Here is a 22175-nt window from a genome sequence, read left to right as displayed (position 1 = left end):
TCGGAGTCGGGGCGGGCTATACCACCGTCAGCCGGCGGTCCGGCAGATAGCCGGTCAGTGCGACCGTCGGGCCGTGGGACAGCACCGACGGGTCCGGTACGTCGGACGGGATCGGGATCTCGGCGGCGATCGCCCGGTCGGCGGCGCCCGGCGGGGGCGGGAACGGCGCGCCGGTCTCGATCAGATGCCGGTAGTAGTCGAGCGACTTGGCCATGTCGACGGTGACCGCGGCGGTGACCCGGCCCCGGTAGCCGTAGACCATGGCGAGCCGCCGCGCCTCCAGGGAGCCCTGCGCGATGACCACGTGGTCGGAGTAGGTGGGCACCCCCACCGACTTGATGTTGAGCCCGAACTGGGTCGACCAGAACGTCGGCAGGGCCAGGTGCGGGCGCCGCAGCGGTCCCGGGTTGACCATGTTGTGGGCGGCCACCTCGGCCTGGGTGACCGCGTTGCCCCAGTGCTCCAGGGACAGCAGCTGGTAGCCGAAGAGCGGGTGCGGGAAGCGGGAGACGTCACCGGCCACGAAGACGTCGTCGGTGACGATGCCGTACATGTTGAAGGCCCGGCACCCGGCGTCACAGGCCAGCCCGCGCGGGCCCGCCGCGAGCCCGGACTCCGCGAGCCACTCCACATTGCGCACCGCGCCGAGCGCCACCACGCACACATCCGCGTCCACCTGGTTGCCGTCGGACAGCTCCACACCGGTGAAGGTCTTCTCGCCGAGCAGCCTGGTCACCGTGACCCCGGTGCGCAGGTCCACGCCGTGGTTGCGCTGCATGGCGGCCGCGAGCTTGGACAGGGTGCCGCCGAGCGCGCCGACCAGGGGCGCCGGGCCGCGCTCGGTGACCGTGACCTCCAGACCGCGCTCCCGGCAGGCCGAGGCGATCTCGGAGCCGGTGAACCCGCCGCCGATCACCAGCACCCGCCGCGGTCCCGCGTCCAGCGCCGCCGCGAGCCCCGCCGCGTCCTCGCGGGTGCGCACGGTGAACACGCCGTCCAGCGCGGCCTCCGCCGGGTTCGGCCAGGGCCGGGCGCGGGTTCCGGTGGCGATCAGCACCCGGTCGTACGGCAGTGACTCCCCGTCGTCGAGCAGCACCCGCTGGCCCAGCGTGTCCAGGCCGGTGGCCCTTACACCGAGCACCCAGTCCGCCTCGGGGTCGCGGCGCATCGGCAGCCCGGTGGAGTCGGCGGGCGCGACGCCCAGCAGTACCTGCTTGGACAGCGGCGGGCGGTCGTACGGCGGATGGGGCTCGTCCCCGACGATGGTCAGGGAGCCGGTGAAACCCTGCTCGCGCAGCGCCTCCGCGGCCCGCAGCCCGGCCAGCGAGGCGCCCACGACGACGATCCGGCCGTCCATGAGGTCATCGGGCACCGCCGCTCACCTCTTCCCCGAGGAGAATGGCCTGCACCGGGCAGGCCGCGGCGGCCTGGCGCACCCGTTCGACCTGATCGTCGGGGACGGCCGGGGCGTACAGCAGCCCCTCCTCGCCGTGCAGCCCGAACACGTCCGGCGCGAGGAACACGCACTGTGCGTACCCCTGGCAGCGCGTGAGGTCGACAACGGTCTGCATCGCAACCACTTCCTCCTCCGCCGTACCGCCCCCTCATATCCAGCATGGGGTGAGACCGGGGCGCGCGCACGGCCACCCGGGCGGCGGCCGGGAGCCGCGCGCCAACGCCGCGGAGGGAAGCGCCGGTTGACGGATCCGGACGAACGCCCACATGTCCGCGGGCCCGCGCAGAAAAACTGGTCCAACCAGTTGACCACTGTACGAACCGCGGCCACCCTGATCGCCATGACCGAGGGACACATACGGCGCGAGGCGGTCTCCGACCAGCTCTTCGCCCTGTTGCGGGACAGGATTCTCGGCGGGGCGCTGCCGGCGGGCAGCGCGCTCACCGCCGAGCGGGAACTCGCGGCCGAGTTCGGGGTGAACCGGCACGCCGTACGGGAGGCCGTCAAACGCCTCCAGCAGGCCCGGCTGGTCGAGGTCAGCCACGGCGGCCGTACCCAGGTGCTGGACTGGCGGCGCACCGCCGGTCTGGAACTCGCCGTGGGCATCGCCGCCGCCGACAGCGGGCCCACCGTGCAGGACATCGCCCGCGACGCCCTGGAGATGCGGGCCTGTATCGGCGCGGACGCCGCCCGGCTGTGCGCGCTGCGCTGCTCCGCGCGGGCCGCCGCCGAGATCGCCGCGGCCGTCGAGGCACACGCCCAGGCCGGACCCGATCTGACCGAGCTGGACGAGACCTACATCGCCTGGTGGCGGCTGATCGTGGAGGGCTCCGGGAACATCGCCTATCTGCTGGCCTTCAACAGCCTGGTCGACGGACTGATCCCGGTCGCCGACGTGCCCGCCGACCTCGGCGCCGGCGAGATCCTCGACGTCGAGGCCCATCGGCGGCTCGCCGGGCACATCACTGCCCGCGAGGCCGGCGCGGCCGAGCTGCTGGCCCGTGAGCTGCTGACCCGCAGCGTGCCCGCCGCGCCCCGCGCCGGTAAGGGGGCACGGCGATGATCCCCGCCGTGGTCTACGCGATCCCGGCGTTCGTGCTGCTGGTCGTGGTGGAGGCGCTGTCGTACCGCTTCCTGCCGGACGACGACGAGCGCGGGTACGAGCTGCGCGACACCGTCACCAGCATGTCCATGGGCGCGGGCAGCCAGGTCATCGCGGTGCCGTGGAAGGTGGCGACCATCGTGGTCTACGCCGCCGCGTACACCGCCGTCCCCTGGCATCTGTCGCCGTCCTCCGGCTGGACCTGGCTGCTGCTGTTCTTCGGCGACGACCTGGCCTACTACGCCTACCACCGGGCCCATCACCGGGTACGGGTGCTGTGGGCGAGCCATGTGGTGCACCACTCCAGCCTGCGCTACAACCTCTCCACCGCGCTGCGCCAGACCTGGACGCCGATGACCGGCCTGCCGTTCTGGCTGCCGCTGGCGCTGCTCGGCGTGCCGCCGTGGATGATCCTGGTGGAGCAGGCGGTCAGCCTCGTCTACCAGTTCTTCCTGCACACCGAGCGGGTGGACAAGCTGTGGCGCCCGGTGGAGTGGTTCTTCAACACGCCCTCGCACCACCGGGTCCACCACGGCTCCAACCAGGTGTACCTGGACCGCAATTACGGCGGCATCCTCATCATCTGGGACCGGCTCTTCCGCACCTTCGAGCCGGAGGGGGAGCGGGTGGTGTACGGGCTGACGAAGAACATCGACAGCTACAACCTGGTGCGGGTGGCCTTCCACGAGTACGCGGCCGCCTGGCGCGACGTCCGCGCGGCGGTGCGATGGCGGGACCGGGCCGGGTATGTGTTCGGGCCGCCGGGATGGTCACCCCGCGTCAGCCGATGAGATGATGATCGTCAAATCGAGCCGGAAGTCCGGGGGGTAGCAGTGGCCGGATCGGTCCCGTGCCGTGTCGTCGTGTGCCGTGACTGCTGCTGCGGCAGCCCGAAGGTGACCGGCGTCGACCACGCGGCACAGACCGCCCGGCTGGAGGCGGCGGTGCCCCTGCGGATCTCCGACTGCCTCGATGTGTGCGACCAGGCCAACGTCATCGTCGTACGGCCCTCCGCCACCGGCCGCGCCGCCGGTGGCCGCCCGGTCTGGCTGGGGCTCGTCAACGACCCGGAAGCGACCGAGGACATCATCACCTGGGTACGGTCCGGCGGTCCGGGCGTGGCACCGCTGCCGGAGATCCTCGGGCTGTACGCCTTCACACCGCCGGGGCGCACGGCGAACCCCTGAGGTGTCCGACCCCGACACCGGCGAGGTCCAGGCCCTGGTGCCGCTCGCCGACCGGGGCGAGACCACGGCCGCGACCACCTCCGCCGCCCAGGCGCAGCGCGCCTGGGCCGAGTGGAACCCTCAGCGCCGCGCCCGCGTCCTGCCGCGCTTCCTCCAACTCGCCGAGCAGGAGAAGACACGCTGGCCCGGCTGCTGTCGACCGAGCACGGCAAGCCCGTCCCCGACTCCCACGGCGACCTCCAGCGCGGCCCGGACGTCGTGGAGTTCGCCGCCGGCACCCCGCACCTGCTCAAGGGCGAGTTCAGCGACAACGCCGGCACCGGCATCGACGGGGACCGCGACCAGCACTTCCCCGTCGACGTCCTGCGCAAGGCCGCGGGGCTCGGCCTCGGCGGTGTCCACGTCGGCGAACAGCACGGCGGATCCGCCCTCGGCCGGGCCGACGGCGTGCTCGTCTTCGAGGCCCCGGCCTCCGGCTGCCCCGCCATCGCCGGCTGTCTGTCCATCCACAACATGGTCGCCTGGATGATCGGCCTCTACGGCGACGCATCCCAGCGCGAGCGCCGGCTGCCCCGGCTGTGCGCGATGGACGACCTCGCGAGCTGCTGCCTGACCGAACCCGGCGCGGGCGCCGCCCAGGTGTACGTGGTGAGGGCCCGCACCGGCGAACCCGGCCCCCGCGGCATCTCCGCCTTCCTGGTCGACAGGGACGACCCCGGCATCTCCTTCGGCCCGAACGAACGCAAGACGGGCTGGCACGCCCAGCCCACCCGCCAGGTCGTCCTGGACGGCGCCTGGATCCCCGCCGACCGCCTCCTCGGCCGTGCGGGCGAGGGCTTCCGGATCGCGATGAACGGCCTGAACGGCGGCCGCCTCGGCATCGCCGCCTGCTTTCTCGGCGGTGCCCGCAGCGCCCTGGACCGCAGCCTCGCCCACCTCGCCCACCGGGAGGCGTTCGGCGCCCGCCTCCTCGACGCCCAGGCGCTGCGCTTCCGCCTCGCCGACATCGAGACCGAGCTGACCGCCGCCCGCGCCCTGGACGCCAGGGACCCGCAGGCGCCGTACCTGTGCGCCATGGCGAAGCGGTTCGCCACCGACACCGGGTACTCGGTCGCCGACCGCGCCCTCCAACTGCACGGCGGATACGGCTACCACGCCGAGTACGGCATTGAGAAGATCGTCCGAGACCTTCGCGTCCACCGGATCCTGGAAGGAAGCAACGAGATCATGCGCGTCATCGTGGCCCGCGGCCTGACGGAGGCCCTCGGATGAGCAACGACACCGAGGAACCCGTCCTCCTGCGCACCGAAGGCCGGGCCGCCCGGATCATCCTCAACCGGCCCAGGGCGCTCAACGCCCTCACCCACGAGATGGTCACCCGCATCGACGCGGCGCTGACCGACTGGGAGCACGACCCGGCCGTGCGGACGGTCGTCATCAGTGGCGCCGGAGCGCGCGGACTGTGCGCGGGCGGCGACATCCGCGCCATCCACGACGACGCCCGGACGGGCGACGGCACCGCCTCGGCCGCGTTCTGGCGGGACGAGTACCACCTCAACGCCCGTACCGCCCGCTACCCCAAGCCGTACGTCGCCCTCATGGACGGCATCGTGATGGGAGGCGGGGTCGGCGTCTCCGCGCACGGCGGTGTCCGCGTCGTCACCGAGCGCTCGCGGATCGCGATGCCGGAGACCGGGATCGGATTCATCCCGGACGTCGGCGGCACCTACCTCCTCTCACGCGCACCCGGCGAGCTGGGCACCCACCTCGCCCTGACGGGTAATCAGATCGGCGCCGGTGATGCCCTGCTGTGCGGGCTCGCCGACCACTACGTGCCCTCCGGCGCCCTGGACGCCCTGCTGGCCGACCTCGCCGCGATGCCCGTCACCCAGGCCCTGGCACGGCACGAACAGCCCGCACCGCGAGGCGTGTTGACCGAGCAGCGGAGCTGGATCGACGCCTGTTACGCCGCCGACTCCGTCGAGGAGATCGTCGAGCGGCTGTTCGCGCACGGCGGTACGGAGGCGAAGGAGGCGGCCGAGACCCTGCTCGCCAAGTCGCCCACCGCGCTCAAGGTCACCCTCGCCGCCCTCCGCCGCGCCCGCCGGCTCGGGACCCTGGAGGAGGTACTCGACCAGGAGTACCGCGTCTCGTGCGTCGGGCTGAAAAACCCCGACCTGGTGGAGGGCGTCCGCGCCCAGATCATCGACAAGGACCGCGACCCGCACTGGTCACCGGCGACCCTGGCCGAGGTCAGCGACGCCGACGTGGAGCGCTTCTTCGCCCCGCTCGGCGACCGCGAACTCGGGCTCGCGGGGCCCGGCGGCACGACGGAGCCGGCGCGGTGAGCGGGGACGGCGGCCGCGCGCCACCGTCGCCTTCATCGGGCTCGGGCACATGGGCGGTTTGATGGCCGCCAACCTGGTCGGGGCCGGACACCTGGTACGCGGACACGACCTGGTGCCCGAGGCGCTGGCGGCCGCCGCGCGGGCGGGGGTGGAGCCCGCCTGATCCGCGGCCGATGCGGTGGCGATGATGGCCAAGGAGGCGCTGGGCCGGGCCTTCGAGGCCAGCCTCGCGGAGGGCGTCCGCTTCGAACGGCGGCTGTTCCAGGCGGTGTTCGCGACCGCCGACCAGAAGGAGGGGATGGCCGCCTTCGTGGGCAAGCGGCCGCCGGAGTTCCGGCACCGCTGACCCAGGGGGGTGCGTCTCTCCGACCTTGGGGGTGCGCCTCTCGGCTACTTGTCTGATTGACGGACGATACTCGTTTCCGTACGCTCCGCTTGTAGTGATGGCCTGAGGAAGCTGGTGGGAATCCAGCACGGTCGCGCCACTGTGTACGTGCCCCTCCGCGAGGGCGGGCACGAAGTCAGACACCGGGCCATCGCGACGCTCCACTGGCTGAGGGACGCACGATCCCCTGAAGGAGGCTCACTCATGAGCAGTCTGTCCGCGCCCGCCGCACTCCCCACCCCCGTCGTCCTCCCGGCCGCGAAGGCCGTGTTCTGGCTGGTCGGGACCGCGCTCTTCGCGCTGGCGATCTACTACTTCATCGGTGTCGACCAGGGCGCCTACTCCGTCTTCGGCAAGGACATGCACGTCCACGAGTTCGTGCACGACGCGCGCCACTTCCTGGGCTTCCCCTGCCACTGACAAGAGTGAGCACGGACATCTGAACATGGAAAAGAGACTCATTCTGCGCGGCGTCATCGCCGGCGCAGTCGCCGGTCTGCTCGCTTTCGTCTTCGCACGGATCTTCGCCGAGCCCCAGATCGCCAAGGCGATCGACTACGAGAGCGGCCGCGACGCCGCGCAGGCCGTCCTCGACAAGGCCGCGGGGATCACGGCCGAGGCCGAGGGCCCCGACATCTTCAGCCGGACGATCCAGGCCAACGTCGGCATCGGCTTGGGCATGGTCCTCTTCGGCGTCGCCATGGGCGCGCTCTTCGCCGTCGCCTACGCGATCTGCCTCGGCCGCGTCGGCAAGCTGCGCCCGCGCAACCTCGCGATGCTGGTGGCGCTGGGCGGCTTCGTCGGCATGTACCTGGTGCCGTTCATCAAGTACCCGGCCAACCCGCCGGCCATCGGCCACCCCGAGACGATCAGGGACCGGGGCAATCTCTATCTGGCCATGGTGGTCTGCTCGGTGGTCTTCCTCGTCGCCGCCGTCTGGCTGGGCAAGCGCCTCCAGCCGCGCTTCGGCAACTGGAACGCCACGCTGCTCGCCGCCGGCGCCTATGTGGTGGCCATCGGCATCGTGATGGCGCTGCTCCCCGCGCTCGGCGAACTCTCCGCCAACGTCAAGGAGTACGGCCACCACGCCACCGAGACCCCGCTGCCCCTGACCAACTCCAAGGGCACCATCGTCTATCCGGGCTTCCCGGCGGACGTCCTGGCCTCCTTCCGCTTCTACTCCGTCGCCGCCCAGGCCCTGCTCTGGGCGACCCTGGGCCTCGTCTTCGCCCCCCTGGCCGAGCGGCTGCTCGACCCGGCGGCCCGGGCGGCCGCGAAACCGGCTCCCCGGCAGCCGGAAGGGGTCGGCGCCGCCTGACCCACGCCGACCGGCATCGCATCACCCACGCCGACCGGCGCGCAGGACGCACAAAGGGCCGCACCGAGGGCCGTACCCCCAACAGGGTGCGGCCCTCGGCCCGTTGGCAGCCGTGTTCACGCCTCCGGCGCGACCAAGGGCCCCCCGAGCCGCAGATTCCACCGCCCGGCCCGCCCGCTGAGCCCCGTCGCCGTCAACGGGACCACGTCCAGCCGCCAGAACGCGCTCATGGGCAGCCCCAGCGCCCCGACGACCGCGGCCCGTACGATCTCCGGCTCGACCACGGCCACCGTACGGCCGTCCGCCGCGCCGTCCAGCCAGGCCCCCACCCGTGCGCACACCTCCCGCACCGACTCCCCGCCGTGGCCCGCCCATTCAGGGTCGGTGAGCCAGTGGCCGAGGGCCTCCGGCTCGGCCCCCGTCACCTCGTCGAGCGCCCGACCGCGCCAGCGGCCCACGTCCACGCCCCGCAGTGCGGCCTCCTCCACAGCGCCCTCGAGGCCCAGGGCCCGCGCCGTCTCCCGGCAGCGCGTACTCGCGGACACCACCACCCGGGTGGGCGCGGGCAGCGACCCTGCCGCCGAGCGGGCCCGCGCCGCGCCGACGTCCTCGATCGAGTCGCCGTCGTAGAAGCGGGCCTGACGCAGTGCGGGGGTCATGGCGGGGGAGACGAGAAGGACACGGCTGGTCACGCGGGACACTCCTGCGGGGTCGTCAACGGGTTCGGGTCTCCACCGGGTACGGCACATATGTGCGCCGGTCCGGATCGATGGCGAGGCGCCCGCCGGCCGGGGGACGGGCCCGCTGGGCGCAGTCGCGGCGCTCGCAGATCCGGCAGCCCAGGCCGATCGGGGTGGCGCCCCGCGGGTCGTCCAGGGCGATGCCCTCGGCGTACACCAGCCGGTGCGCGTGGCGCAGTTCGCAGCCGAGCGCGACGGCGAACTCGGCGCGCGGCGCGTGATGCCCGAACCCGCCCCGGGTGATGGTGCGCGCCACCCAGAAGTACCTTTTGCCGTCGGGCATTTCGGCGACCTGGGTGAGTATCCGGCCGGGCGCCGAGAACGCCTCGTACACCGTCCACAGCGGGCAGGTGCCGCCGAGCCGGGAGAAGTGGAAGTCGGTCGCCGACTGCCGCTTGGAGATGTTGCCGGCCCGGTCGACCCGCAGGAAGGAGAACGGCACACCCCGGCGTCCGGTGCGCTGGAGGGTGCTCAGCCGGTGGCAGACCGTCTCGAATCCGACACCGAAGCGGGCGGACAGCAACTCGATGTCGTAGCGCACCTCTTCGGCCGCCGCGTGGAAGGTGGCGTACGGCATCAGGAGCGCGCCCGCGAAGTAGTTCGCGAGGCCGATGCGGGCCAGCGCGGTGGACTCGGGTGAGGTCAACTCGGAGACATGGTCGGCGAGTTGGTCGAGCAGTGCGCCGTGTTCCAGCAGGGCGAGCTGGGTGGCGAGCTGGAAGGCGCGGCGGCCCTCGCTGAGCCAGGGGGAGAGGAACAGCAGCCCGGACTCGGGGTCGTAGCGGCGGGCGTCGGCGAGACGCCCCGGGCCCGCCCGCACCACCCGTACCCCGTGCCGCTCGGCGAGCCGGGCCACCAGCGGCTCGGCGGCCCGGCCCGGGCGCAGTGCCAGCGCCTCGGCGATCCGCTCGGCCTCGGTGTCCAGTGGCTCGAAGTGATTGTGGTGGGCGTAGAAGAAGTCCCGTACCTCGTCGTGCGGTTCGCCGGGCAGCAGCCGGGCGCCGCCGCCCGCGTCCGGGGTGGCCAGCGCGGCGGCCTGCTCGGCGGTGTCCCGGTAGCGGCGGTGCAGGGCCACCAGGGCGCGGGCCACCTCCGGATGGGCGCGGGCGGCCTCGGCGATCTCCTCCTCGGGCGGCGGTGGCACCCCGCACGCCTCGTCGGCGAGCGCGGAACGCAGCTCGGTCGCGAGGCGGTCGCCCTCGGCCTCCGAGAAGAACTCGGTGTCGACGCCGAAGACCTCGGCGATCCGCAGCAGCACGGGCGCCGTCAGCGGACGCTGGCTCTGTTCGAGCTGGTTGGCGTAACTGGTGGAGATGCCGAGCGCGCGGGCCATGTCGACCTGGTTCATCCCGTGCTCGCGGCGCAGCCGGCGCAGCTTGGCGTGGGCGTAGATCTTCCGTTCGGCCGTTCGCCTGGCCACGCGCACACCTCCTGATTCTGGGTGCCTGTCCTGCGAACATAGCATTCGCAGGATTCGCAGATTTCACAGATTCGCAGGTCCGCGCTGTACGGAATCCGCACGGTGGGGTGGTGGCCGCCGGGCCGGCGGCGGGGCAGGCTCGATCACATCCGCCCAAGGTTCTTCCGTCCAGGCCCCGACACCGCGAGGAGTCCCGTGATCGAGCAGCACGTCCGTGTCCACCCCAGCGCCGACCGCCTGCCCCGTGAGGAGCAGCTCGCCTGGAAGCTCGCCGCTGTGGCCACCGGCAGCGAGGAGCCGGCCCCGGACAGCGCGGCCATGGCCGTCAACCGGGTGATCGACAATGCCTCGGTCGCGGTCGCCTCCCTGCTGCGCCGCCCGGTCGCCGTCGCCCGCGCCCAGGCCACCGCCCACCGCGCAGCCCGGCACGGCGCCTCCGTCTTCGGCGCCCCGCACCGGGTCAGCCCCGAGTGGGCCGCCTGGGCCAACGGCACCGCGGTGCGCGAACTCGACTACCACGACACCTACTTGGCGGCCGACTACTCCCACCCCGGCGACAACATCCCGCCGCTGCTCGCCGTCGCCCAGCACACCGGCCGCACCGGCGCCGACCTGCTGCGCGCCGTCGTCGCCGCCTACGAGATCCATGTCGCCCTGGTCAAGGGCATCTGCCTGCACGAGCACCGCATCGACCATGTCGCCCACCTCGGCGCGGCCACCGCCTGCGGCCTGGGCGCCCTGCTGCGGCTGCCCACCGAGACGGTGTACCAGGCCGTCCAGCAGACCGTGCACACCACCACCTCGACCCGCCAGTCCCGCAAGGGCGAGATCTCCAGCTGGAAGGCGTACGCCCCCGCCTTCGCCGGAAAGGCCGCCATCGAGGCCGTCGACCGGGCGATGCGCGGCGAGACTTCGCCCTCCCCGATCTACGAGGGCGAGGACGGCTTCCTGGCCCGGATGCTGAACGGCCCCGGGTCCGACTACACGGTGTGGCTGCCCGAGCCGGGCGAGCCGCGCCGCGCGATCCTCGACACCTACACCAAGGAGCACTCCGCCGAGTACCAGGCGCAGGCGATCATCGACCTGGCCCGGCGGCTGCGCGAGAAGACCCCGCTGGACAAGGTGCGTTCGGTGGTCCTGCACACCAGCCACCACACCCACCATGTCATCGGCTCCGGCGCGAACGATCCGCAGAAGTACGATCCGACGGCCAGCCGCGAGACCCTCGACCACTCGGTGCCGTACATCCTCGCGGTCGCCCTGGAGGACGGCACCTGGCACCACGAGCGCTCCTACGCCCCCGAGCGGGCGCGGCGCCCGGAGACCGTGGAGCTGTGGCGGAGGATCAGCACCGTCGAGGACCCGGAGTGGACCCGCCGCTACCACGACCCCGACCCCGGGCGCCGGGCGTTCGGCGGGCGGGCCGTGATCACCCTGGCGGACGGCACGGTGATCGAGGACGAACTGGCCGTCGCCGACGCCCACCCGGCCGGTGCCCTCCCGTTCGACCGGGCCGCCTACGCGGGCAAGTTCCGCACCCTCACCGAGAACACCGTCGCCCCCGCCGCCCAGGACCGCTTCCTCGCCGCCGCCGAGCACCTGGCCGAGCTGTCCGCCCCCGACCTGGACGGCCTGTTCCCCGCCGTGGACACCGGGGCCGTCGCGGAGTACGACGCGCGTCTGCCGAAGGGCCTGTTCTGATGCTGCACACCCGTACCACCCCCGCCGCACGCCGCCGCGCCCTGCGCGGGCGCCTCCAGGAAGAGCGGCTGTTGATGATGCCGGGCGCCCTCAACCCGCTGTCCGCCCGGCTGATCCAGGACACCGGCTTCGAGGCCGCCTACCTCTCCGGTGCCGTGCTCGCCGCCGATCTGGGCCTGCCCGACATCGGCCTGACCACGTCCACCGAGATCGCCGCCCGCGCCCAGCAGACCACCAGGGCCACCGACCTGCCCGTCCTGATCGACGCCGACACCGGCTTCGGCGAACCGATGAACGCCGCCCGCACGGTCCAGCTGATGGAGGACGCGGGCCTGGCCGGACTGCATCTGGAGGACCAGGTCAACCCCAAGCGCTGCGGCCACCTCGACGGCAAGTCGGTCGTCGCGCGCGGGGAGATGACCCGCCGGATCCGGGCCGCCGTGGACGCCCGCCGCGACCCCGACTTCCTCCTCATGGCCCGCACCGACGCCCGCGCGATCGAGGGGCTGGACGCGGCGGTCGACCGCGCCAAGGCGTACGTGGACGCGGGCGCCGACGCGATCTTCCCCGAAGCCCTCGTCGACGAGCGGGAGTTCGAGGCGCTCCGGGCGGCGGTCGAGGTGCCGCTGCTCGCCAACATGACCGAGTTCGGCAAGTCCCGCCTGCTGGACGCGCGCGCCCTGGAGGACCTCGGCTACGACATCGCGCTCTACCCCGTCACCCTGCTCCGACTCGCCATGGGCGCCGTCGAGGACGGGCTGCGCACCCTGGCCGCCGAAGGCACCCAGGAGAGCCTGCTGCCCCGGATGCAGACCCGCTCCCGGCTGTACGAACTCCTCGGCTACGCCGACTACTCGGCCTTCGACTCGGCCGTCCACGACTTCACGCTGCCGCCCGGCGCCTGACCCACCGGAGACGATCCCCATGACCATCCATCGCGGGCTCGCCGGTGTCGTCGTCGACACCACCGAGATCTCCACCGTCATCCAGGAGACCAACTCCCTCACCTACCGCGGCTATCCGGTCCAGGACCTGGCCGTCCGCCGCTCCTTCGAGGAGGTGGCCTATCTGCTCTGGTACGGCGAACTGCCCGACCCCGGCCAACTGCGGGCGTTCCAGGCCCGCGAGCGCGCCCTGCGCCCGCTCGACCGCACCACCGCCGAACTGCTCGCCCGGCTGCCCGAGACCTGCCACCCGATGGACGTACTGCGCACCGCCGTCAGCTTCTTCGGCGCCGAGGACCCCACCGAGGACGACGGCAGTCCCGCTGCCAACCGCGCCAAGTCCCTGACCCTGCTGGCGAAACTGCCCACCATGGTCGCCGCCGACCAGCGCCGCCGAAAGGGCCTCGATCCGATCCCGCCCGACCGGGACCTCGGCTATGCGGAGAACTTCTTCCACATGTGCTTCGGCACGGTGCCCGGCCCCGAGACGGTCCGCTGCTTCGAGATCTCCCTCGTCCTGTACGCCGAACACAGCTTCAACGCCTCGACGTTCACCGCCCGCGTGGTCACCTCCACCCTCTCCGACCTCTACAGCGCGGTCACCGCCGCCATCGGCGCGCTCAAGGGCCCCCTGCACGGCGGTGCCAACGAGGCCGTGATGCACATGCTGGAGGAGATCGGCGATCCGCGCCGCGCCGAGGAATGGCTGGACCGGGCCCTCGCCGAGAAGCGGAAGATCATGGGCTTCGGCCACCGCGTCTACAAGGAGGGCGACTCCCGGGTCCCCATCATGCAGGGCGCGCTGGACCGCCTGGTGGCCCGCGCCGCCGACCCGGACACCACCCGGCTGGCCACCCTGCACGCCGCCCTGCGGCACGCCATGCTCCAGCGCAAGGGCATCCACCCGAACCTGGACTACCCGGCCGGCCTCGCCTACCACCTGATGGGCTTCGACATCCCGGCCTTCACCCCGATCTTCGTGATGAGCCGGATCACCGGATGGACCGCCCACATCACCGAACAACTCGCCCACAACGCCCTGATCAGGCCCCTCGCCTCCTACGCGGGACCGGACCAGCGGGCGGTACCGGTCAACTCCTCGCTGGCGGCCCACAGCTGAGCGGCGACGGCCGGGTCGGCCATATGGGAGGGGACGGGCTCACGGCGGGGTGTGCCGCGCAGCCCGAAGACCCGCGGCCCCCACAGCTCCCCTCCCGCCACCTCCGGGTCGAGGACGGCACGGACGACGGGCCACGCCCCGGCCTCCTTGCCCTGCACCAGCAGCGCGGAGGGCAGCGCGCGCAGCCGCGCGCCGGGGGTCGTCCGGTGGACCGGCGGGCGGGACGGGGTGAGGGAGTCCAGCGCGCCGCCGGGGTGGGCCACCACACTGAGCACCGTGCTGCCGGCGGCACGCAGCCGGCGGTCCAGTTCGAAGCCGAAGCACATCTGCGCCAGCTTCGACCGGCCGTACGTGCGCTTGGGCCGGTAGTCCCGGGTCGACTGGAGATCGCCGAGGTCCAGTCGCTCGGACCGCGCCGCGAAGCTGCCCACCGTCACCACGCGGCCCGCCCGCGCCGCGGACAGCAGCGGAGCCAGCCACCGGGTCAGCGCGAAGTGGCCGAGGTGGTTGGTGCCGAACATCAGCTCATGGCCGTCCGCGGTCTCCCGGCGCGGCGGGTCGTCGAGCGCGACCCCCGCGTTGTGGACCACCGCGTCGAGCCGATCGAGCTCCAGCCCGTCCACGGCGGCCTTGAGGGACGACAGATCGGCGAGGTCGAGGCGCAGATACCGCACCCGCGCGCCGGGGACGCGCGAACGGATCGAGGCCATGGCGGTCTCTGCCTTCGCGCGGTCCCGGCAGCCCAGTACGACGACGGCGCCGGTGGCCGCGAGCTGCTCCGCGGTGAAGTAGCCGATCCCGGCGTTGCCCCCGGTGACCAGGAAGTTCCTGCCCTCGGCGGAGGGCAGCCGATGAACGTCCCACGGGCGGCTGTGCGTTGCGGAAGACACGATGACAGGCTCCTTGCGCTCGGGGCGACCCGCTCATGGTGAGCGGCGCCGACCCGCCCAAGGTCGCAGCCCGCACCGACATACCGCCGACAGATCACACGCGCCGCCCACAGATCGCCTACGCGGGCGCAGACACGGGCGCCGATGCCGGGCCTCCAGCAGGGCGTACGTGAACTCCCGCAGCTCGGAGGAGATCACCCCGCGCAACAGCGCCCGGTTGGCCTTCAGGTTCAGGAAGCAGAGGAGGGCACGGCGGCACGCGAGGCGGGCGGCAGAGAAGACACGCCGGGCCCCGGGGTCCGCACGACGGCCACGCGGCCCTCCCTCGGGGCCTCGAAGCGCGCACGCCGTCCGTCGGCGTACGCGCCGGTGGCAGGTCTTCGGACTCGCGGGCCCGTCCTCATCGCCTGAGGGCACCTACCGGCCGTCGCTTCCCAGGCCCCTTTCACCGGCGTCAGTGCACCGGGCGGGGCAGGGGCGCGTGCGCCCCTGCCCCGCCCCTGTGTCCGGATCAGGCCCCGGCCAGCTCCTCGCGGACCGTGCGGGCGGCCGTGACCAGGTTCTCCAGGGATGCGCGGGTCTCCGGCCAGCCGCGGGTCTTCAGTCCGCAATCGGGGTTGACCCACAGCCGCTCCGCCGGGATCGCCCCGAGCCCGGTGCGCAGCAGCCCCGCCGCCTCCTCGGCGCTCGGCACGCGCGGGGAGTGGATGTCGTAGACACCGGGACCGGCCTCGCGCGGATAGCCGTGGTCCGCCAGTTCACGGGCGACCTGCATATGGGAGCGGGCCGCCTCCAGGCTGATCACATCGGCGTCGAGATCGTCGATGGCCCGCACGATGTCACCGAACTCGGCGTAACACATGTGCGTGTGGATCTGGGTGTCCGGGCGCACCCCGCAGGTGCTCAGCCGGAACGCCTCGGTCGCCCAGTCCAGATACCCGGGCCGGTCGGCGGCGCGCAGCGGCAGCGTCTCGCGCAGCGCGGGCTCGTCCACCTGGATCACCGAAGTCCCGGCCAGCTCAAGGTCGTTGACCTCGTCCCGCAGCGCGAGGGCCACCTGCCGCGCGGTGTCCCCGAGCGGCTGGTCGTCGCGGACGAAGGACCAGGCGAGCATGGTGACCGGACCGGTGAGCATGCCCTTGACCGGTCGGTCCGTGAGCGACTGGGCGTACGACGTCCAGCGCACCGTCATCGGCCCGGGGCGGGAGATGTCACCGGCCAGGATCGGCGGCCGCACATACCGGGTGCCGTATGACTGGACCCAGCCGTGCTGGGTGGCGAGGTAGCCGGTGAGCTGCTCGGCGAAGTACTGCACCATGTCGTTGCGCTCGGCCTCGCCGTGCACCAGGACATCGAGACCGGCCTTCTCCTGGAAGCCGATCACCTCCCGGATCTCGGCCTTGATGCGCTCCTCGTATCCTGCGGTGTCGATCCGGCCCGCCCTCAAGTCGGCGCGCGCGGTGCGCAGTTCACCGGTCTGCGGGAACGATCCGATCGTCGTCGTGGGCAGCAGGGGCAGCCCGAGCCGGGCCCGCTGCGCGGCGGTGCGCTCGGTGTACGACTGTGAGCGGCGGGCGTCGGCCTCGGTGACGGCGGCGGCGCGAGCGCGCACGGCCGGGTCGTGGGTGAGGGGGGAGCCGGCCCGGGAGGCGAGGTCGGCCCGGTTCGCGGACAGCTCCCCGGCGATGGCGTCCGTGCCGAGGGTGAGGCCCTTGGCGAGCGTGGCGATCTCTGCCGTCTTCTGCTCGGCGAAGGCGAGCCAGCGCAGGATCTGCGGGTCGATGTCGCGCTCGGCGGCCGCGTCGAGGGGCACGTGCAGCAGGGAGCAGGAGGCCGAGACGTCCACCCGGTCGGCCAGGCCCAGCAGGGTGCCGAGGGTGGCCAGGGACTTCTCCAGGTCATTGACCCAGATGTTGCGGCCGTTGACGACGCCCGCGACCAGCCGCTTGCCGGGCAGCCCGCCGACCGCGGCCAGCGCGTCCAGGTTCTGGGCGGCGGCCTCGGTGAAGTCCAGGGCCAGGCCCTCCACCGGCGCCTTCGCGAGCACCGGAAGGGCCTCGCCGAGCCGGTCGAAGTAGGACGCGACCAGCAGCTTCGGGCGGTCGGTGAGGGCGCCGAGGTCCCGGTAGGCGCGCGCGGCGGCGTTCAGCTCGGCCGGGGTGCGGTCCTGGACGAGGGCGGGCTCGTCGAGCTGCGCCCAGTCGGCGCCGGCCGCCCGCAGATCGGCGAGGATCTCGGCGTACACCGGCAGCAGCCGGTCCAGCAGGGTCAGCGGCTCGAAGTCCGCGGGCACGCCGGGCGCGGGCTTGGCCAGCAGCAGATAGGTCACCGGGCCCACCAGCACCGGGCGGGCGCTGAGCCCGCGGGCAAGGGCTTCGGTCAGCTCCGCGACCTGCTTGGCCGAGTCGGCCGTGAACACCGTGTCCGGGCCCAACTCGGGCACCAGGTAGTGGTAGTTGGTGTCGAACCACTTGGTCATCTCCAGCGGCGCCACCTCCTGGGTGCCGCGGGCCATCGCGAAGTAGCCGGCCAGCTGATCGGCGGCGACGGCCGCCCGGTGCCGGTCGGGGATCGCGCCGACCATGACGGTGGTGTCCAGGACATGGTCGTAGTACGAGAAGTCGCCGGTCGGCACCTCGTGCAGGCCGGCCTCGGCGAGCCGGTGCCAGGTGGCGCGTCGCAACTCGGCTGCGGTGGCGCGCAGTTCGGTGGCGGTGACGCGGCCCTTCCAGTAGCCCTCGACGGCCTTCTTCAGTTCCCGGTTCGCCCCCTGGCGGGGGTAGCCGTACACGGTGGCCCGTGCCGCCGCGGCTGCGGACTTCGTGGTCACGGAGATCTCCTTCGCGAGATGAATCCCTGAGATCCCGGGGACGGGACGAGAGCGCGAAGGGTGACGGACCGTACGGCAGCGGCCCATGGCCATCCGTTCGGTTCTGTGTCGCCGACCCGCCCTCGAGGTCACCGGGATGTCCGCGCACGGGAGGTCCCGCGCACGGGCAGTTGGCAGGTCTTCGGACTCGCGGGCCCGTCCTCGTCGTCTGAGGACACCTACTGGCCGTCGCTTCCCAGACCCGTTTCACCGGGTCCAGTGCGTATGACGGCGGTCGTTCCCGCTCACCGCTGCGGGGCAGTCCCGGATTCCCACCGGGTTCCCTCTTACGACGCTCCCGCCTGGCGGACGGGGCGAACCAGCTGCACGGGCCAGCCTACGGGCCGAAGGGTTCGCGTGGTGGATCAAGTCCAGCATTCGGATGGCGCGCCGAGACGGGAGGCCTCGGACCAGATCGCGTCCCGGCTCCATGACCCGGTGATTGCTGCGCAGCGGCCGCACGGCAGAGGGCGGGAAGCGCCGCACACGCGCTTCCCGCCCTTCCTTCCGCGCGGTCGGTCCGGACCCTCGGCCGGGGACCGCGGACCGGGCCCCTCAGCCCGGCCGGACCAGGTTCCTCAGCCCTGGTCGTACACGTGGAACCCCCGGCCGCTCTTACGGCCCAGCAGCCCCGCCTCGACCATCCGCCGCAGCAGCGGGGGCGGGGCGTACAGGGGTTCGCGGAACTCGTCGTGCAGCGACTCGGCGATCGCGGCGACGGTGTCGAGGCCGATCAGGTCCGCGAGCCGCAGCGGGCCCATCGGGTGGGCGCAGCCCCGCTCCATGCCCGCGTCGATGTCCGCGGCCGAGGCGAAGCCGGACTCCGCCATCCGGATGGCGGCCAGCAGATACGGCACCAGCAGCGCGTTGACCACGAAGCCGGCCCGGTCCTTGGCGTGCACGACCGTCTTGCCGAGCACCTCGGTGGCGAAGGCCGCCACCTCGGCCACGGCCTGGGCCGAGGTGTGCAGCGAGGCGACGACCTCCACCAGCGGCAGCACCGGTACCGGGTTGAAGAAGTGCAGTCCGACGACCCGGTCCGCCCGCGAGGTGGCCATGCCGAGCCGCATCACGGGCAGCGAGGAGGTGTTGGTGGCCAGCACCGCCGCCGGATCCGCCACGATCTTGTCGAGCGCGGCGAACACCTCGGTCTTGGCGTCCGCGTTCTCGGTGACGGCCTCGATCACGAGCTGCCGGTCGGCCAACGCGTCCAGATCGCCGCTGAAGACGATGCGCGCGAGGGCGTCCCGCGCCTCGGATTCGGCCAACTTGCCCCGCCGTACGGCCTGTTCGAGCGAGCCGGTCACCCGGTCCCGGGCCGCCCGGGCGGCCACCGCGTCCGCCTCGCAGACCACGGTGTCCAGACCGGCCCGCGCGCACACCTCGGCGATGCCCGCGCCCATCCGGCCGCCGCCGACCACTCCGACGCGTGCGAAGCGCCCGCTCATGACGCCCGCCGCACGAGATGCCGGGTGTAGGCCTCCGGTGTGAAGTACAGCGGCAACTCGCCCTGAAGAGCGGTGCGTTCGAACAACTCGCGGACCTCCTCCACCGGTGCCCATGGATACTCCGCGCCGAGCGCCACCGTCTCCTCCTCAAGCAGCTCCGCCACCGTCTCCCGCTCGATCACCCGGTGCCGCAGCCACTGCCAGATCTGCACCCGGGCGATCTCCGCCGTGGCCGCGTCCTCCATGAGGCCGTCGAGCGCGACGGCACCCCGGCCGTCCAGCCAGGCGGCGAAGTAGCGCAGCGCGACCCGGAGGTTGGTGCGCACCCCCTGCGCCGTGGGCGGTCCCGCGATCCGCCGCACCGACAGCAGCTCGGCCGCCGTGACCGCCACGTCCTCACGCAGCCGGTCCAGTTGGTGCGGCCGCTCGCCCAGGACGCCGTCGAACACCTCCCGGCACACCGGGACCAGACCCGGATGCGCCACCCAGGAACCGTCGAAGCCGTCCTCGGCCTCCCGCTCCTTGTCCAGCCGCACCGTCGCCAACGCGGCCTCACGAGCGGCCGGTTCGGCGCCCGGCACCTGCGCCGCCATGCCGCCGATGGCATGCGCGCCCCGCCTGTGGCAGGTGTGCACGAGGAGTTCGGTGTACGCCCGCATGAACGGGGCCGTCATGGTGACCTTCGCCCGGTCCGGGAGCAGGAAGTCGGTGCGGTGGCCGAAGGTCTTGATGACACTGAACAGGTAGTCCCAGCGCCCCGCGTTGAGGCCCGAGCTGTGCTCGCGCAGCTCGTAGAGGATCTCCTCCATCTCGAACGCGGCCGTGATCGTCTCGATGAGCACGGTGGCGCGGACGGTGCCCTGGGGGATGCCGAGCAGTTCCTGGGCGAGCAGGAAGACATCGTTCCACAGCCGCGCCTCGTACCGGTTCTCCAGCTTGGGGAGATAGAAGTACGGGCCGTACCCGGCGTCGATCTGCCGCTGGGCGCAGTGGAAGAAGTAGAGGCCGAAGTCCACCAGCGCCGCGGGCACCGGACGGTCGTCGTACTCCAGGTGCTCCTCCTCCAGGTGCCAGCCGCGCGGCCGTACGACGATCGTGGCGAGGTGCTCGCCGAGCCGGTACTCCCGGCCGTCCGCGGCGGTGTAGTCGATCCGCCGCTCGATCGCGTCCAGCAGGCTCAGCTGGCCGCCGATGACATTGCCCCAGGTGGGCGCGGTGGCGTCCTCGAGGTCGGCCATCCACACCTGGGCCCCGGAGTTGAGCGCGTTCACCGCCATGCGGCGCTCCGGCGGCCCGGTGATCTCCACGCGGCGGTCGGTGAGACCGGGCGCGGGCGGCGCGACCCGCCAGCCTGGGTCGGCGCGCACGGCGGAGGTGACCATCGGGAAGTCGAGCGGGGTGCCGGCGGCCAGCCGCAGGGCCTGCCGGCGCCGCTCCTTCATCAGCTCCTGGCGGCGCTCGCCGAACGCGGCCGCGAGGGCGCCGACGAAGTCCAGGGCGGCGGGCGTGAGGATCTCGTCGTGCCGCTCGCCCGCGGGGGCGAGCACGCGGACCCGATGGGTCAGTGCGCTGGTGGTCATCGGTGTCTCCTGGAGGAGGTGCGAGGAGGAGGTGTGCGGGTCGGCCTAGTGGAACTGCTCGGCCTCCGTCGACCCGGCCAGTGCGGTGGTGGAGGAGGCGGGGTTGACCGCGGTGGAGACCAGGTCGAAGTAGCCGGTGCCGACCTCGCGCTGGTGCCTGACGGCGGTGAATCCCTGCGCCTGGGCGGCGAACTCCCGCTCCTGGAGGTCGACATAGGCGGTCATGCCGTGCTCGGCGTAGCCGCGGGCCAGGTCGAACATGCCGTGGTTGAGGGAGTGGAACCCGGCCAGGGTGATGAACTGGAACCGGTAGCCCATCGCGCCCAGCTCCCGCTGGAACTTGGCGATCTGGTCGTCGTCCAGCGCGGCCTTCCAGTTGAAGGACGGCGAGCAGTTGTAGGCCAGCATCTGGTCCGGATAGCGGGCGTGGATCGCCTCGGCGAACTCACGGGCCTGCGCGAGGTCGGGGGTGCCGGTCTCCACCCAGAGCAGATCGGCGTACGGCGCGTACGCCAGACCGCGGGCGATCACCGGCGCCATCCCGGGCCGCACCCGGTAGAAGCCCTCCGCCGTGCGCTCGCCGGTGACGAACTCGGCGTCCCGCTCGTCCACATCGGTGGTGAGCAGGTTGGCGGCGAGCGCGTCGGTGCGGGCGACGATGATGCTCGGCACATCGGCGATGTCGGCGGCCAGACGTGCCGCGTTCAGGGTCCGGATGTGCTGCGAGGTCGGCACCAGGACCTTGCCGCCGAGGTGGCCGCACTTCTTCTCCGAGGCGAGCTGGTCCTCGTAGTGGATACCGGCCGCGCCCGCCGCGATCATGGCCTTGGTCAGCTCGAAGGCGTTGAGCGGCCCGCCGAAGCCGGCCTCGGCGTCGGCGACGATCGGCGCGAGCCAGTCCGTGGTGTCCCCGGAGTCCTCGGCGGTGGCGATCTGGTCGGCGCGCAGCAGCGCGTTGTTGATCCGACGCACCACCTGGGGAACGGAGTTGGCCGGGTACAGGCTCTGGTCCGGGTAGGTGTGCCCGGCCTGGTTGGCGTCGGCGGCGACCTGCCAGCCGGACAGGTAGATGGCCTGGAGACCGGCCTTGACCTGCTGCACCGCCTGCCCGCCGGTGAGCGCGCCGAGGGCGTGGATGTACTCCTGCTCGTGCAGCTGCCGCCACAGCCGCTCGGCGCCGCGCCGGGCCAGGGTGTGCTCCTCGCGGACGCTGCCGGACAGCCGGATCACGTCCTCGGCACTGTAGGTGCGCTCGACGCCCTGCCAGCGGGGGTCGGTGGCCCAGCGCCGCGCGAGCTCCTCGGCCGCCTGCGTCCTCGTCGCCTCTGCCATGACTGTCTCCTCGGTCTGTACTGGCTGCCAACACCCCCGCTCGGGCGAACGGGTGTGGCACTACGTGTCGAAAAGTTGAGGTACGGCCCGCCGGCACCTGGGGGACGGAGCTGAGCAGTGCTGCCGGTGACGACCCCACCCGCGCCGGAAAAACCGATGTCAGGGCCTGATTCGGGCCCCCGCCGCGAGCGGTGGCCGCCGGTGTCCGGCGGGCCGTAGTCACACTCTGGCAGTGGCACTGAGTGCCATCAATGGTGGACGTCTGCCAACTTCTGCGAATCTTCCGGCCGTCATCTGCCAACTTTGCGAAGGCCCCACCGGGGTGTTCATCACCT

19 protein-coding genes, 3 pseudogenes and 1 riboswitch are annotated in these 22175 nt (G+C 72.5%); of the genes and pseudogenes, 13 read left to right on the top strand and 9 right to left on the bottom strand.

Annotated features, from left to right (window positions below; all coding sequences use genetic code 11):
- Nucleotides 1-16: 16 nt before the first annotated feature.
- Both HEP81_RS04955 and HEP81_RS04950 read right to left on the bottom strand, forming a co-directional pair.
- Complete coding sequence (locus HEP81_RS04955; RefSeq protein WP_037660610.1) at nucleotides 17-1372, bottom strand: NAD(P)/FAD-dependent oxidoreductase; 1356 nt, start codon at nucleotides 1370-1372, stop codon at nucleotides 17-19.
- Nucleotides 1362-1571: a ferredoxin gene (locus HEP81_RS04950; protein WP_037660614.1), complete on the bottom strand. Its 210-nt coding sequence runs from the start codon at nucleotides 1569-1571 to the stop codon at nucleotides 1362-1364. Before HEP81_RS04950 ends, HEP81_RS04955 begins: the two co-directional genes overlap by 11 nt.
- Before the next feature lie 225 nt (nucleotides 1572-1796).
- Here HEP81_RS04950 and HEP81_RS04945 point away from each other — a divergent pair, with 225 nt between their 5' ends.
- The 10 genes and pseudogenes from HEP81_RS04945 to HEP81_RS04905 all read left to right on the top strand — a co-directional run bounded on the left by HEP81_RS04945 (nucleotide 1797) and on the right by HEP81_RS04905 (nucleotide 7796).
- A complete protein-coding gene (locus tag HEP81_RS04945; RefSeq protein ID WP_037660684.1) occupies nucleotides 1797-2519 on the top strand; it encodes a FadR/GntR family transcriptional regulator in 723 nt (240 codons plus the stop codon).
- Nucleotides 2516-3349, top strand: coding sequence for a sterol desaturase family protein (locus HEP81_RS04940; protein ID WP_037660617.1), 834 nt, complete (start codon nucleotides 2516-2518; stop codon nucleotides 3347-3349). The genes HEP81_RS04945 and HEP81_RS04940 overlap by 4 nt, the downstream gene beginning before the upstream one ends.
- Nucleotides 3350-3421: 72 nt before the next feature.
- Nucleotides 3422-3745 (top strand): hypothetical protein, encoded by a 324-nt coding sequence (locus HEP81_RS04935; protein WP_167739867.1) that lies wholly within the window; start codon nucleotides 3422-3424, stop codon nucleotides 3743-3745.
- Nucleotide 3746: 1 nt separating this feature from the next.
- Nucleotides 3747-3863: pseudogene (locus HEP81_RS41295) on the top strand (hypothetical protein); the annotation flags it as partial.
- A 167-nt stretch (nucleotides 3864-4030) separates the two neighbouring features.
- A complete protein-coding gene (locus tag HEP81_RS04930; protein WP_051850477.1) occupies nucleotides 4031-5017 on the top strand; it encodes an acyl-CoA dehydrogenase family protein in 987 nt (328 codons plus the stop codon).
- A complete protein-coding gene (locus HEP81_RS04925; protein ID WP_037660622.1) occupies nucleotides 5014-6093 on the top strand; it encodes an enoyl-CoA hydratase/isomerase family protein in 1080 nt (359 codons plus the stop codon). Before HEP81_RS04930 ends, HEP81_RS04925 begins: the two co-directional genes overlap by 4 nt.
- Nucleotides 6094-6127: 34 nt before the next feature.
- Nucleotides 6128-6253 (top strand): annotated as a pseudogene (locus HEP81_RS04920) (NAD(P)-binding domain-containing protein); the annotation flags it as partial.
- A gap of 18 nt (nucleotides 6254-6271) precedes the next feature.
- Nucleotides 6272-6439, top strand: a pseudogene (locus HEP81_RS04915) (enoyl-CoA hydratase-related protein); the annotation flags it as partial.
- 243 nt (nucleotides 6440-6682) lie between these two features.
- Nucleotides 6683-6898 (top strand): CbtB domain-containing protein, encoded by a 216-nt coding sequence (locus HEP81_RS04910; RefSeq protein ID WP_037660624.1) that lies wholly within the window; start codon nucleotides 6683-6685, stop codon nucleotides 6896-6898.
- A gap of 25 nt (nucleotides 6899-6923) precedes the next feature.
- Complete coding sequence (locus HEP81_RS04905; RefSeq protein WP_037660626.1) at nucleotides 6924-7796, top strand: CbtA family protein; 873 nt, start codon at nucleotides 6924-6926, stop codon at nucleotides 7794-7796.
- 116 nt (nucleotides 7797-7912) lie between these two features.
- Here the strand turns inward: HEP81_RS04905 and HEP81_RS04900 are convergent, their stop codons facing one another.
- The gene (locus HEP81_RS04900; protein WP_037660629.1) at nucleotides 7913-8488 is read right to left on the bottom strand and encodes a histidine phosphatase family protein; all 576 of its coding nucleotides are present in this window, start codon (nucleotides 8486-8488) and stop codon (nucleotides 7913-7915) included.
- A gap of 22 nt (nucleotides 8489-8510) precedes the next feature.
- Nucleotides 8511-9956: a short-chain fatty acyl-CoA regulator family protein gene (locus HEP81_RS04895; RefSeq protein WP_037660632.1), complete on the bottom strand. Its 1446-nt coding sequence runs from the start codon at nucleotides 9954-9956 to the stop codon at nucleotides 8511-8513.
- A 195-nt stretch (nucleotides 9957-10151) separates the two neighbouring features.
- Here HEP81_RS04895 and HEP81_RS04890 point away from each other — a divergent pair, with 195 nt between their 5' ends.
- From HEP81_RS04890 to HEP81_RS04880, 3 genes are read left to right on the top strand one after another with little or no spacing between them, the layout of a single operon-like run.
- The gene (locus HEP81_RS04890; RefSeq protein WP_037660634.1) at nucleotides 10152-11657 is read left to right on the top strand and encodes an MmgE/PrpD family protein; all 1506 of its coding nucleotides are present in this window, start codon (nucleotides 10152-10154) and stop codon (nucleotides 11655-11657) included.
- Nucleotides 11657-12562, top strand: a complete 906-nt coding sequence (gene prpB / locus HEP81_RS04885; RefSeq protein WP_037660636.1) for a methylisocitrate lyase — start codon at nucleotides 11657-11659, stop codon at nucleotides 12560-12562. The genes HEP81_RS04890 and prpB overlap by 1 nt, the downstream gene beginning before the upstream one ends.
- A 19-nt stretch (nucleotides 12563-12581) precedes the next feature.
- A complete protein-coding gene (locus HEP81_RS04880) occupies nucleotides 12582-13721 on the top strand; it encodes a bifunctional 2-methylcitrate synthase/citrate synthase (RefSeq protein ID WP_037660639.1) in 1140 nt (379 codons plus the stop codon).
- Here the strand turns inward: HEP81_RS04880 and HEP81_RS04875 are convergent.
- From HEP81_RS04875 to aceA, 5 genes are all read right to left on the bottom strand, one after another.
- Nucleotides 13661-14611, bottom strand: coding sequence for an SDR family NAD(P)-dependent oxidoreductase (locus HEP81_RS04875; RefSeq protein ID WP_037660641.1), 951 nt, complete (start codon nucleotides 14609-14611; stop codon nucleotides 13661-13663). The two genes, HEP81_RS04880 and HEP81_RS04875, sit on opposite strands and share 61 nt — an antisense overlap.
- A gap of 511 nt (nucleotides 14612-15122) precedes the next feature.
- A complete protein-coding gene (metE, locus tag HEP81_RS04870; protein ID WP_037660644.1) occupies nucleotides 15123-17441 on the bottom strand; it encodes a 5-methyltetrahydropteroyltriglutamate--homocysteine S-methyltransferase in 2319 nt (772 codons plus the stop codon).
- 155 nt (nucleotides 17442-17596) lie between these two features.
- Nucleotides 17597-17819, bottom strand: a riboswitch (cobalamin riboswitch).
- Nucleotides 17820-18058: 239 nt separating this feature from the next.
- The gene (locus tag HEP81_RS04865; protein ID WP_037660646.1) at nucleotides 18059-18928 is read right to left on the bottom strand and encodes a 3-hydroxybutyryl-CoA dehydrogenase; all 870 of its coding nucleotides are present in this window, start codon (nucleotides 18926-18928) and stop codon (nucleotides 18059-18061) included.
- The gene (gene aceB / locus HEP81_RS04860) at nucleotides 18925-20508 is read right to left on the bottom strand and encodes a malate synthase A (RefSeq protein WP_037660648.1); all 1584 of its coding nucleotides are present in this window, start codon (nucleotides 20506-20508) and stop codon (nucleotides 18925-18927) included. Before aceB ends, HEP81_RS04865 begins: the two co-directional genes overlap by 4 nt.
- Nucleotides 20509-20553: 45 nt before the next feature.
- Complete coding sequence (gene aceA, locus HEP81_RS04855) at nucleotides 20554-21840, bottom strand: isocitrate lyase (RefSeq protein ID WP_037660650.1); 1287 nt, start codon at nucleotides 21838-21840, stop codon at nucleotides 20554-20556.
- Nucleotides 21841-22175: the final 335 nt, after the last annotated feature.

Origin of the sequence: Streptomyces griseofuscus, assembly GCF_014673495.1 — a bacterium.
Taxonomy (GTDB): Bacteria; Actinomycetota; Actinomycetes; order Streptomycetales; family Streptomycetaceae; genus Streptomyces; species Streptomyces murinus.
The sequence above is the reverse complement of the archived record's forward strand: the minus strand, read 5'-3'. Positions and strand labels throughout refer to the sequence as shown.